The organism is Haloferax sulfurifontis (assembly GCF_014635105.1).
In the GTDB taxonomy this organism is placed as follows: domain Archaea; phylum Halobacteriota; class Halobacteria; order Halobacteriales; family Haloferacaceae; genus Haloferax; species Haloferax denitrificans.
Window position 1 is genome coordinate 404,170 of sequence record NZ_BMCI01000004.1, and the last position, 11,627, is coordinate 415,796.

The window sequence follows — 11,627 nt, forward strand, 5'->3', positions numbered from 1 at the left end:
AGACCCGCCGCAGAGTGTTGGACCGCCAGCCGTCCCGATGAGAAAACGTGTTACTGTCGCGGCGACGACCCACCACCAATGAGCGACATCGAGATTCCCGAGAGCCACCCGAGATACCAGTCGCTTCTCACCCGCCACCGCATCGAGGAGGGCGTCGAGAAGGGTATCACGAGCCGGCAGGGACTCATCGCGCAGGGGCGCGGCGAGGCGTTCGACTACCTGCTCGGCGAGCGGACGATTCCGAGCGCGGACGAGGCGGCGCGGACGGCCGCGGCGCACCTCCTGCTCGCGGACCAGCCGGTCATCTCGGTCAACGGGAACGTCGCGGCGCTCTGTCCCGGCGAAATCGTCGACCTCGCCGCGGCCGTCGACGCCGACATCGAGGTGAACCTGTTCAACCGCACCGACGAGCGCATGCGGGCCATCGCGGACCACCTGCGCGACCACGGCGCGAACGAGGTAAAGGGACTCACCGCCGACGGGCGGATCCCGGGCATCGACCACGAGCGCGCGAAGGTCGACGCCGACGGCATCGGGAGCGCCGACGTGGTCGTCGTCCCGCTGGAGGACGGCGACCGCGCCGAGGCGCTCGGCGCGATGGACAAAGTCGAAATCGTCGTCGACCTCAACCCGATGTCGCGGTCGGCGCAGGTCGCCACGGTCCCCATCGTGGACAACATCGTGCGCGCGGTGCCGAATATCGCGGCTCACGCCCGCGACCTGCGGGACGCCGGCGCGACGCGCGAGGAACTGGAGGCAATCGTCGCCGAGTTCGACGCGGCGGAGGCGCTCGAAGCGGCCGAGCGGGCGATTCGGAGCGGAAGCGACGAGTGAGAAACGGGCGACGAGTGAGAAACGGGCGACGAGTGGGGAACGGGCGACGAGTGAGAAACGGGCGACGAGTGAGAAACGGGCGACGAGTGAGAAACGGGCGACGAGTGAGAAACGGGCGACGAGTGAGAAACGGGCGACGAGTGAGAAACGGGCGACGAGTGAGAAACGGGCGACGAGTGGGGAACGGGCGAGGCCTGACCGGTCGCAAAGCTATTTCTGAGAGACACGAGTCGTGACGATATGGACCGTCAGCGAACCCTCGCAGTCGTGATGGCTGTCGTCGGCTTCGGAGCCGTCGTCGCCGGAATCCATCAGGAACTGCTCCACGTCGAACCCGGATACGACGGGACGATAACGACGGGGTGGGGCGGTCGGCTCAACCACGAGGAGTACCTGCTGGCGCGGCTCGGGGGCGTCGGCGTCGTCGGGGCGCTGGCCGCACTCCGATGGAAGTACGCCGCGGCCCTCCCAGTCGCGGTCGGCGGTGTCGAAGTCGGCTATTCGCTCGTGGCCGTGTCCCACTACGTCCGGGAGCCGGGACTCTACACCACGGTCCAGACGTTCGACGGGACGACGCGACTCGTCCTCGGCGCGGAACCGTTCTTGCTCGTCGCCGGCGGCCTCCTGCTTTTCGGTGCCGGCCTCGTCGCGTGGCGGTCTCACGGTGGGCGCGCCGCGACCCGCGACGCGGCGACAGAGGCCTCCGCGCACGCCTGACGGTCGAACACACAGAATCCGCGGCGTTCCGGCGACCGCGATGGGAACCGGTCTGCGAACCTCCGTCACCGACCGAACCGTGCCGCTCGTCGCTCGTCATCGGGTCTCGATGCGGCGCACGGGGTCACAGAAGGTATTCGTACGCTGACGAGTATGGGGCGAGTATGCCCTCCAGCGACGCGCGCTCCGGACAGCCCGGACGCCGACGAGGCGTCGACCGACGATAGGACCGACGACGAGCGCGAACAGTCGATTTTAGACCGCCTCGTCGACATACTGTGGATTCTCCCGTGGTGAGCGCCGCTAGCTGAACCCGCTTACCAGCACCGCGAACCACTGCGCCGGGTCGCGTCGCCGACGGACCTCGACCGAATCGACCCACTTGACCCACTGGAAGCCGCGGCGGTTCGGCGCGACCAGTCGGAGCGGCGCGCCGTGGCCGTGCGAGAGCGGGTCGCCGCCGACGCGCGTCGCCAACAGCATCTCGCGGGCCTCCGCGATTGGAAACGACCACCGAAAGCCCGTCACCGACCGGACCGTCACCCACCGCGCCGACGAGTGAACACCCGCGGAATCGAGCGCGTCGCCGAGTCTCACGCCGGTCCAGTTCTGCTCGGTGTACCAGCCGCTCGTGCAGTCCAAGAGGACCGACCGCGTCTCGTCGGGCGCGAGGTCGCTCCGGTGGAGTTCGAGCGGGCGGTCGACCAACCCCGTGACCGAAAGCGACCACGAGTCGGCGTCTATCGGGTCGGGGTCGTCGGCGACCCAACTCGTCACCGGAAAGGCGTCGTTTCCCCCGCCGGGCGGGAGCGGCCGCGACCCGGTGAACCGGCGGCCGACGCCGCGGAGCGACCCAACCGTCTCGGTCGCCCGGTAGGTCGCCGCGCCGAAGACGAGTATCGCGCCGTACTGGAGCGCCCGGCGGCGCGCCGCGAAATCGACCCGGCGAGGCGGGCGGAAGCGCGCCCGGAGGTGGACGAACAGAATCGGGACCACGAGCAGGCCGAGGCCGATGTGGACGTTGAGAAGCGTCCAGAAGGCGATTCGGACCTCGACGCCGAGCACCCACGCGACGCCGGTGCCGAGGGCCGCGAGCGCGACGACGGCAAGGAGCACCGAGAGCGCGGTGTGACGGTCGCGGAGCCGCGAGTCGAGCACGCGGCGGCGGACGCGGTGGAGCTTGAACCCGACGAGAACGACGAGCGAGAGTCCGGCGACGCCGTGGACGACGAACAGGAGGCCGTTGGCCGGGTGGCCGGCCCCGAGGCTCAACACGCCCGAGAGCGTCTCGAAGACGACGAGGGCGAAGATTGACCAGTCGACCGCCCGCGGCGGCGGTTCGAACCGCCGGAGGGCGCGAGCCGCGCGGCTTGCCATGAGAAGTGATAGCGCTTCGAGCGGGAATAGGGTGTCGCGGGAGACGACGAGAGCGGAGACGGCGAGAGCGGAGACGACGAGAACGGAGCGCCGGCTCAGTCGTCGGCCGTCAGCGCCGCGGGGAGGTCCGCGGGGAGGCGGTCGCGGTCGTGTTCTGCCTCGAAGTCGAGGTCGGGGCCGACGCCGTAGATGCGCTTGGGGTTGATGTCGCCGTGGCTGACGAAGTAGTGCCGGACGATGTGGTCCATGTTGACCGTCTTCTCGATGCCGGGGAGTTGGTAGAGCTCCTTCGTGTAGTTCCAGAGGTTGTCGTACTCGTGGACAGCCTTCTTGTTGCACTTGAAGTGCGTGTGGTAGACTAATTAGACTACTTTGTGAAAAGTCCGCTATCTATAAGTGAATTCCACCGGGTTATAGATATACCAATGACTACCCCCAGACAGAAATACCGCGAAGCGAAGGAGACGCTGAAGCGCGCAGCCGAACGTGGTTCTGTGGCTCAATCCGATGCCGACCGGATTATCGAGTTGTGTGCTGCCTTTGACGCCGAAGATATGACCACACCACGCCCTAAGAATGGGGACCGTGCCGAGGATACCAAGTCCAAGAAGCCGAACACGCTTCGCTATTGGATTCACTCACTGAAGCGTGTGGCCGAACGCGCAGACACACCGCTAAGTGACGCCGACGCCGACGTGATTAATCAGCTAATGACTGATATGCGCTCCGGCAACCACCCGGACGTGAAAGATGGGGGACTATCGAACAACAGTGTCAGAAACTATCAGGGGTGTGTGCGTCGGTTTTATCGCTACCACACGGATCTCGATGTGGACCCGAGTGACGTGATTCTCATTTCTGGCGATGATACCCACGTTGACGACCGGGATATGCTCACCAAAGAGGAAATTGACAAAATCCGCGAATCCGCCACACACCCGCGCGATTTGGCGATCTTTGACCTACTCATCTACACCGGCCAGAGGAACACGGCGCTTCGGTCACTTCGTATCCGCGATATTGACCTAGACGAGCGTGTGTACTACCTTAACAAAGACGCTGACGGACTGAAAGGAGCTGAAGAAAACGGGTCGAAACGGCCACTCTTGGGTGCTGTCGGGTCGCTCCGTGAATGGCTCCGGTACCACCCAGATGCTGACAACCCGGACGCCTACGTGATTACTGGAAAACCACGGTATACCAACGTTGACTCTGAATCAATGGTGTCGCGGAACACGCTTCAGTATGCTATGAAGCAACTCAAAAAGAAGGCAGAGATTGACAAGCCGATGCACCCGCACGCGATTCGCCACAACTTCGTCACAATAGCGAAACGAGAATACTCCATGGATGATGCGACGGTGAAACACCTCATCGGCCACTCTCCCGATTCTAATGTGATGGAAACCACGTATGCACATCTATCCGACGAGGACCACATTCGCGCGGCCGAAGAAGCCACAGGAATCCGTGAACCCAAAAAAGAGAGTAGTCTTTCGCCAGATGTGTGCCATTGTGGCGAACCACTCCCGGCTGGTGCGAAGGCTTGCCCCCGGTGTGGGACCGTCTATACGCCCGATGCACAGTCAGCACAAGAGCAAATCCAGCGGGATATGAAAGAGTCGTACAAGGAAAGCGACCCCGAAGATACCGACACACAAGGGAAGATAGATACGCTAGACCACCTCTTGGAGGACCCCGAAGTGAAGAAAGCGCTACTGGAGAAACTGGGTGAAGAGTAGCTAGAACGACGAGTAAGACACTTGTGCAAGGCCGTATTCCGCCGTCGTACTTGATTCTTTGACTACCTCACCGTTTTCTAAGATTTGAACGGTTAGTTTGTCGTCACTATCATCTTGTTTTTGTGCGTTACCAGAGATCACATTCGGTGAACCGTCAATTGAGAATGATTCGTCACCACTCCCGTCGATTGAACGGCTTGAACCACCAACCATTAGCGAACCTCGCCAATCTCCACTGTAGGTTACTTTGAAGCTGAACGAGCTTTCGGTTTCTGTGTCTTCGTTAGAGTCGCCAGAAATGTCGGCACTATCCTGTGACGTGACTTGGGCAAGGCCATGCTCTGCCGTGGTACTTTCTTCAGAAATAACCTCACCACCTTGGAGAATTTGGATAGTCAACTCATCATTACCACTACCCTTCTTTTGAGCGTTTGCCGAAACGAGATACGGATCGCCAGTTATCTCGTAAGTGGTGGTCCCTGTGCCATCAATTGATTTGGTTGTTCCGCCAGCATTTATGCTCCCCTGCCATTCCCCGTCATAGATTATCTTCACCTCGTACGCCACGTCAGCGGCTGTCGTAGGTGCCTGTGTTTCCGTTTCTGGTTGCTCTGTCGTGGTTGCAACTGTCGTAGTTTCTGTTGGCGTTTCTGTATCAGCGTTCTGTTCAGTTGGGTTCGAAGATGAATCGGAGCCAGCACAACCAGCAACTGTTGCTATTGCTCCAGACATACCCGTGAGGAATGTTCTTCGCTTCATACTGGACGTAACAGATAGACATATGAAATAGTTCGTTTGAAAATCATTTCATGGGAACATGAATAGAACCCATATCGGAAATGGACAGTTTTCGTATATAATTAGAGGCAAAAATTGCGGCAGTATGTGTATAAAAAGCCGTATAGTCACCACACCGTGCCGCCATCCTGCGATTATGAAAAATTGCTAATCCAATTGTCCTACACGGACAGTGAGGTTAGCAACAAAGGCATGGCGGCATGAACTACACCTCGCCCGGGGTGGGGTCATCGGTGGGAGACTCACTTGCCGAAGATTTCACTCACGTCCGGTGGCTCTTCGGGCGGTTCGACGTCGTCCGCATCACCACACAGAGCGTCCTTAATCGCCTGTGCGATAGACAACTCTTTTTCATCCGATTCTTCTAACTCGTCGACACGCTTCTCAATATCGTGTTTCTTCATTGGTTCTCTTCTAACGCCTCGATACGTTCCGCCAACTCATCGAGGTCTTTGTCTTTCAGCAATTGTCGATACTGACCAGCAAGATACCCTAAGACACGCATCCAACCCTGCCGAACTTTCTCATTCTCAGGGTCGTACACTCGACCGGATTCGATTTTCCGGTGTGTTTCGTTAATCGCGTCCTCCAGCAAATCGAGGACTTCGCCACGATTCGCGTTCTCCGGGATTGCTGGAACCGCTGGTTCGTTCTTTGGTTCGCTTTGACTCATCGTACCCCCGTGGGGGAATCTATGGTTCGGCCGTTATGAGGCCGGACTGTACGCTTCTCGAAGGGCAACGGTGGGGATAGTCACGCCGTGTCAGCGGCCTCATCCCCCCACACCAGAACACTCGTCACGATATGCATCGTGAGGATAAGCGTTACAACCGGGGAGGCAGAGACTTCAATCGCCACTGAAACGTACATCAGCGATGCCCACAAGAACAATCCGAACGAACCGACCGTAAGCAACTCCCGGCCGGTGAACGGAACGTTCGGCATCATCGGACTGCTAAGCCGCTTGTCCACTGTGCCACCGCTGTTTCGTTCTCAGATTCGTCCGGCCTATCAAGCCGGTTCCCATCACCGTCGAACGCAATCACACGGTCCGAGAACGACGAGTAAAGTCCCTGCGCCATCTCCAACGGAAGCTCATCGCCCGGTTCAAACACGACAGTCGGTGGCCCCTCACGGCCGTCCGGTTTCGTGACCGGTGAGAGATCGACATCGTCCCCGAAGAAATCCTCGTAGTCCGTCGGATTCGTACATCGAAGGCCGCTGTCACCAGCCCACACAGCTGACTCAACCCCATCTGGAAGTGAGTCCACAGCCCTCTTGTCGTCAGTCTGGACACGCATTAGAACATCTCCCCCGTTCCGAAGTCAGCCGCCCGGAGAGTTTCCTTCGTGTTTGCCTGCACGTCGGCCTGTTTCTGTCGCTGGTCGACGTCCTCGACAAGGTCAGTAAGTGCTTCCTCGAAAATTCGTTCGGCGTCGACTCCGCCAACCGCATTTTTGGCGATTGATTTCCACACTCTCGCCTTCACGTCTGCCGCCGTCGCATCTTTCGTTGCCTTTGCTACTGCGTTCGCTTTCGAATTCGAATTCATTTTAGTACAATTAGCTACCCGGATTCCGCCGGTTCGTTCTCACACGATACCAAGTGCTCGCCACGAAGGGGTCATTGCACAATCCGCTAAAACAAAGTGTCCATCGGGTTTTTAGCCGTCTCAGCCCTTCACACCTACATCCTCCTGTTATTGCGGACACTTTACTTTGAACCATTGCACACGCACACCCGCGCACGCGATTAATGAGACAAAAGTGTCCGAAAGGACCACCGATACTGTGTTTTAGAAGGGTTTGAAGGGGTTAAGACCCCTCGGACACTTTTGTTTTGGGTTAGTCAAAGTGTCCAAGTCCGCTGTTCTGTGAGTCGTCGCCTGTGTCGTTCAAGTAACTCTCACCTTTGCTCGTGAGTTGGACCCCGACAAAGACACGCTGTCGCTTCCCACTGACTGTGGCTCTGCCGTCGGCTATGCCTTCATTCTTGAGTCGGCGCGTCATTTTGTGCTGAGTCTCGGCCGGGAGGCTTTCAGCTTCACAGAATCGGACGTAAGCCTTGTGCGCCGTACTCTTGGGGAGGGAATCACCGCTGGATTCCTCCAGACACAATTCACGGAATCGGTCAATGGTATTCCCCCACTTCTCCCACGTTCTCTGTGTCTCTCCGGGCGTTCTGTCGCCGGTGAACGTTCCTTGTCGCATCAATCGCTGGAGGCCGTCAAGCATCCAGTTAAGCACACCAGAGAGTTCCGACTGGAGCTTCTCGTCGAGGTGTGGGTCACGTTCGGCCTTCGGGACGGTCGACGGGAACGGAACCAACAGGATACGGCGGTAAAACGCCTCATCATCTGTTTCGGCGTCGGGGAGTTGGTTGGCAGAAAACAGATGTTTCGCCGTCGGTTCAAACCGGAATGGGTCCTTGAATTTCTGTTCGGCCTTGATACTGTCACCAGCGGTTATCTCCTTAAACGCGCCTGTATCCGTGATCAGTGAACTAGGGATGTCGTTTCGGAAGTTAGCCCAACTCTGGAACAACTCCGCGCCGGCGAACCGTTCTCCAGTCAATTCCTGTGGTGTGAGACTCACCACAGTATTCGACCCTAGGACCGCCCGAATTGTATCGAGGAAGGTGGACTTCCCGCTTGCGGTTGGCCCGACTAGAAATAGGGCTTTGTGGTACGGCAAGCCCCAATGGTGCAACGTGTAGCCCGCGTATTCTTGGAGCTTCTTTCTATCACTCCCACGCGGAACGACGTCACGCAAGAAATCACGGAATTGCGGACACTCGGCATCGGGGTCGTATTCGGCTTCGACCGACCCAAGAAATAGGTGCTCTGGATTGTGTTCTTGTAGTTCCAACCCTTGGGGTTGCACCCTCACAACACCGTTCCGTACGGGAATATGGTTAGCCGGACCACCCATTTCGTCCTGACTCACAGTGTGTCGGCCGCGTAGTTGGTCTAGGATCTCGGACTTCTCTGTTCTATTATATTCTTCCCGAAGGTTAGCAACTAACAACTCTCGCACTTGTTTCTCGCCCGTGGGTTGGTAGATTCCCCGGTCGGGATCGTAGCCGTACAGGACGTCATTTTCTTCGAGGTTAGCCCAATGGTGGGCCTCAGACAGTAGTTCTGTGGCCTCGAATCGGGCAGGTTTGCGTTCATCTGCGTCAGATGCACCAGCGTATTGCTGGTACACGTACGACCACTCGCCGCCACTCACGGCGTTCTGTGGACCATTCATTGGTGACGCCGTCGTTGCAACACCCCCGTCAGAACGTGTTTCACCGGGAAGCGTTTCGGTATTCGCATCGGACCCAACAGACTTGCGCGCACGGTCCCACGTCTGTTGCCAGTAGTTTCGTGAGGCGTCTGGAGAGTCGACCTTGCTGTTTGAATTGTTCGCGAGGAGTTGGTAGACTTCCGCCTCAGGAACCCCGTGTTCAATCATACGACAACACACGTGGAAGTCCTGTTCGCTCCGGTCAGACGCACCATACAACAGATAATCGCTGATGTTGTCGTAGTGTTTAGTGACAGCGCGCGCCCGTGAGGCGTCGCCGTCAGCATTAGGTGTGCCTCGCGTCGTATCCACACCACCAGCGCCTTGTGACGCATCCTCCGGCGTTTGGTCCGCCCGTAGTACGTCGAACAACTCGGGAAGCGTGATCTCAGCAATCGGCGCGTCAGTTGCAATTTCGTATCGACCGCCGTCGGGAGTGGAACACTCATCGCACCAGTCTTTCCCACACCCATCGAGTTGGGAACCGGGACCGACCACGTACTGGTTGTGAACGCGAATCTCTCCCCAACTCATGCCGGGATTCTTCGCGTTGGCAACAGCCTCGATGGACTTGTGAACGTCCTTCGAGTCAATGTAGTAGTACCTGTGTCCGCCCGTCACACCGTCGGTGTGTGGACTTGCAACGGTGAACGTCTCAGGCAACTCATTGACGGCTTGAAGGGCCTCAGAATCCGCCGAGTCAGAGTAGTCGTCAATATCCACGTCGATTAACCAGCGCCCGCCGTCGGGCGTTGCTCCGGCATACACACCGTAGTTTCCAGTTAAGGATCCAAACCCACTTTCGCGGTTTGAAGCGTCATTGTGGTAGACGAGCGACCGCTTCTCGCCGTCCTTAACAGGGATTAGACGCTTTTCGAGTAAGCCGGCGTCCTGTAATCGCTCCGCGAGGACGTCCCGGTCACTCATTACGAATCACCCGACTTGCGTGGGTTCGACACAAAGCGACGCCGTCGACGTGGGTGAACGCCGGAGCGAAACACCCATCACAAAATTGTGGACCGTAACGCCTTTGTGAATTGCTCTCGTACGTGTATTCGACGGAACCCCCATTCCCGTTCCCCTTCACGGCTCACTCACCTCCAGCAACGCCTCAGCAAGGTAGGCACAGGGAAGGTCGGAGTTAGCAAGGTCCGCGAGGTCGTCACGGTGTTGGTCTATCGCGTCGATGCCTCTCGTCGTAGTTGTCGAAGAACTCATTTCTAAAGCAGTTAATTCGCTAGATGCGCGGGGTCACTCCCGCGTAGTTGTGTGACGCCGTCAAACGGGTGGTTGCTCCTACACATCCACACCCGGACGGCGTTTCTCGATGCGTCACTCGTCCCCAGCAAGAAGCCGGTTGATCACAGAATCGTAGGTGTCTGTGGAACCGTTCTTTGCCTGAAACAACTTCTCGCGTGTCTCTGGACGAACCTGAATTGTCGTACGTTCGGCTGACATTGGTTGATAATTGTTTGAGTTGGTTCTATGTCGATTCCTCTTTGTGGACTGTGGACAATTTCAGCTATTCACCTCAATTGCCCACCTACCACAGACTCTTAATATCGCAGGTGGCTCACTTTGTAAACGCGGCTTGTGCTATGTTCGCCCCCGCTCGGGTTACTGATCCTGAAGAACCGCGTACTGCGTCGCACATCAGATGACCCCTCTCTGTGGCTCTCACCACAGCGGTAGCCGCTCAACGCTTCCCACCTTACGGTCAAAGTGGCCGAAGCCACACCGTGGTGCCCTTCACGCTTTCACGTTCGTCGGTCCCACAACCGCAGGGATGGAATCCTCATCCTGTACATCTATGTAAGGACAGAAGATACATTGAAATAGTGAGGGAACGCAAGTTCCCATAAGAATCAGACATATGCCTCCGAAAGCACACCGCCTCATCAACTACGAGAAGGAGTACGCTGAGACGGGCGAAGCCCCCAAAGAGTCGTCATACAGAGACCACGAACTTCGCGCGCGGGTGCAAGAAAAGGCAGACCTGATTGGACCCCGAATAGATTCGCTGTGGGAGGACATTACTTCGATTGCATTACTAGACGATGTGGCCATTCGCGGACACCACTCACCGCGTTCACTTGGTACTACATTTGGCAGTATAGCCTCCACACTGTATCAGGACGATGGGGTAGCAGGGGCAGAGTGGGCTTCTAATTTCTTGGCTGGTGTTGTGGAAGGTTTAGATACGCGTGCGCCGCACGATAGTGTGACAAAGGACGCCGCCAAAGAAGAGACAAGTGCTCTGCTCAGTCGAGTGGAGTCGAAATCGATGGAACGGATTGAATCAGAGGCGAAAGAGTCAGATGAATTTTTCGAGGCAACCTATGTCAAAAAGGAACAAGACCGACGTGAGGCTAAACAGTACATCGGCGGGGTCTTATCGAGCCATGATATTGACCACAGCCAACACCACATCACCAGTATCCAGTTTGAACTAACCGATTCGCCAGTAGGGTATCCCATGTCGAACCGGGATTTCTCTCCGGCGGACAGTATATCTGAAGATGAAATTCTAACGTACGCAGCAGAGAATCGAATCGAACAGACAGACAAGCTTTGGAAAGCGATAGGACAGGACCTAGACAGACTTCGTAGGGAGTGGAGAGGGCAAAGCATCCGAGAGGTGTTTGAACAGGTTGCATCACACAGCAGAGAGAAGGCGGCGCACACAGATACTATCGTGAAGGAATTCTCTTCAACCGACCCAGTAATAGCGATTTTGAAAGATTTGTCAGGAAGAACCGGCCGTCGAAAGGACGAATCACTATAGTAATCGTTAGAATTTTTTGCTCGGAGACTCTTGCAAGAGATAGTGAACCATCTCGACGAGATTTCCGTCGAGGAACTGCAAGAC

General features: G+C 57.5%; 11 protein-coding genes and 1 pseudogene. 4 read left to right on the forward strand and 8 right to left on the reverse strand.

The window, feature by feature from the left end:
• Positions 1–78 precede the first annotated feature (78 nt).
• On the forward strand, positions 79–834 hold the full coding sequence (locus IEV64_RS13610; RefSeq protein WP_007275728.1) for a 4-phosphopantoate--beta-alanine ligase: 756 nt from the start codon (positions 79–81) through the stop codon (positions 832–834).
• Between the two features lie 240 nt (positions 835–1,074).
• Complete coding sequence (locus IEV64_RS13615; protein ID WP_049920611.1) at positions 1,075–1,551, forward strand: hypothetical protein; 477 nt, start codon at positions 1,075–1,077, stop codon at positions 1,549–1,551.
• A 303-nt stretch (positions 1,552–1,854) separates the two neighbouring features.
• Here IEV64_RS13615 and IEV64_RS13620 read toward each other — a convergent pair whose 3' ends face one another.
• A complete protein-coding gene (locus IEV64_RS13620; protein ID WP_188424100.1) occupies positions 1,855–2,928 on the reverse strand; it encodes a molybdopterin-dependent oxidoreductase in 1,074 nt (357 codons plus the stop codon).
• Positions 2,929–3,023: 95 nt separating this feature from the next.
• Positions 3,024–3,287 (reverse strand): annotated as a pseudogene (locus tag IEV64_RS13625) (glutathione S-transferase family protein); the annotation flags it as partial.
• 66 nt (positions 3,288–3,353) lie between these two features.
• On the opposite strand from IEV64_RS13625, the gene IEV64_RS13630 reads away from it, so the two are divergent.
• Positions 3,354–4,670 (forward strand): site-specific integrase, encoded by a 1,317-nt coding sequence (locus IEV64_RS13630; protein ID WP_081597056.1) that lies wholly within the window; start codon positions 3,354–3,356, stop codon positions 4,668–4,670.
• Here the strand turns inward: IEV64_RS13630 and IEV64_RS13635 are convergent, their stop codons facing one another.
• The 6 genes from IEV64_RS13635 to IEV64_RS13660 form a co-directional block, all read right to left on the reverse strand.
• A complete protein-coding gene (locus tag IEV64_RS13635) occupies positions 4,671–5,429 on the reverse strand; it encodes a hypothetical protein (RefSeq protein WP_155821796.1) in 759 nt (252 codons plus the stop codon).
• 281 nt (positions 5,430–5,710) lie between these two features.
• Positions 5,711–5,872: a hypothetical protein gene (locus tag IEV64_RS13640; RefSeq protein ID WP_188424101.1), complete on the reverse strand. Its 162-nt coding sequence runs from the start codon at positions 5,870–5,872 to the stop codon at positions 5,711–5,713.
• Positions 5,869–6,141 (reverse strand): DUF8136 domain-containing protein, encoded by a 273-nt coding sequence (locus tag IEV64_RS13645; protein WP_229722622.1) that lies wholly within the window; start codon positions 6,139–6,141, stop codon positions 5,869–5,871. The genes IEV64_RS13640 and IEV64_RS13645 overlap by 4 nt, the downstream gene beginning before the upstream one ends.
• A 271-nt stretch (positions 6,142–6,412) precedes the next feature.
• The gene (locus IEV64_RS13650) at positions 6,413–6,769 is read right to left on the reverse strand and encodes a hypothetical protein (protein WP_188424102.1); all 357 of its coding nucleotides are present in this window, start codon (positions 6,767–6,769) and stop codon (positions 6,413–6,415) included.
• The gene (locus IEV64_RS13655) at positions 6,769–6,957 is read right to left on the reverse strand and encodes a hypothetical protein (RefSeq protein ID WP_004065017.1); all 189 of its coding nucleotides are present in this window, start codon (positions 6,955–6,957) and stop codon (positions 6,769–6,771) included. The genes IEV64_RS13650 and IEV64_RS13655 overlap by 1 nt, the downstream gene beginning before the upstream one ends.
• 355 nt (positions 6,958–7,312) lie before the next feature.
• The gene (locus IEV64_RS13660) at positions 7,313–9,685 is read right to left on the reverse strand and encodes a phage/plasmid primase, P4 family (RefSeq protein ID WP_188424103.1); all 2,373 of its coding nucleotides are present in this window, start codon (positions 9,683–9,685) and stop codon (positions 7,313–7,315) included.
• A gap of 946 nt (positions 9,686–10,631) precedes the next feature.
• On the opposite strand from IEV64_RS13660, the gene IEV64_RS13665 reads away from it, so the two are divergent.
• Complete coding sequence (locus IEV64_RS13665; RefSeq protein WP_188424104.1) at positions 10,632–11,543, forward strand: hypothetical protein; 912 nt, start codon at positions 10,632–10,634, stop codon at positions 11,541–11,543.
• The last annotated feature ends 84 nt before the right edge of the window (positions 11,544–11,627 follow it).

What these genes read in the sequence shown, in the direction of transcription:
- IEV64_RS13610 (WP_007275728.1), top strand. Translation starts at nt 79, where the DNA reads ATGAGCGACATCGAGATTCCCGAGAGCCACCCGAGATACCAGTCGCTT.
- IEV64_RS13615 (WP_049920611.1), top strand. Translation starts at nt 1,075, where the DNA reads ATGGACCGTCAGCGAACCCTCGCAGTCGTGATGGCTGTCGTCGGCTTC.
- IEV64_RS13620 (WP_188424100.1), bottom strand. Translation starts at nt 2,928, where the DNA reads ATGGCAAGCCGCGCGGCTCGCGCCCTCCGGCGGTTCGAACCGCCGCCG.
- IEV64_RS13630 (WP_081597056.1), top strand. Translation starts at nt 3,354, where the DNA reads ATGACTACCCCCAGACAGAAATACCGCGAAGCGAAGGAGACGCTGAAG.
- IEV64_RS13635 (WP_155821796.1), bottom strand. Translation starts at nt 5,429, where the DNA reads ATGAAGCGAAGAACATTCCTCACGGGTATGTCTGGAGCAATAGCAACA.
- IEV64_RS13640 (WP_188424101.1), bottom strand. Translation starts at nt 5,872, where the DNA reads ATGAAGAAACACGATATTGAGAAGCGTGTCGACGAGTTAGAAGAATCG.
- IEV64_RS13645 (WP_229722622.1), bottom strand. Translation starts at nt 6,141, where the DNA reads ATGAGTCAAAGCGAACCAAAGAACGAACCAGCGGTTCCAGCAATCCCG.
- IEV64_RS13650 (WP_188424102.1), bottom strand. Translation starts at nt 6,769, where the DNA reads ATGCGTGTCCAGACTGACGACAAGAGGGCTGTGGACTCACTTCCAGAT.
- IEV64_RS13660 (WP_188424103.1), bottom strand. Translation starts at nt 9,685, where the DNA reads ATGAGTGACCGGGACGTCCTCGCGGAGCGATTACAGGACGCCGGCTTA.
- IEV64_RS13665 (WP_188424104.1), top strand. Translation starts at nt 10,632, where the DNA reads ATGCCTCCGAAAGCACACCGCCTCATCAACTACGAGAAGGAGTACGCT.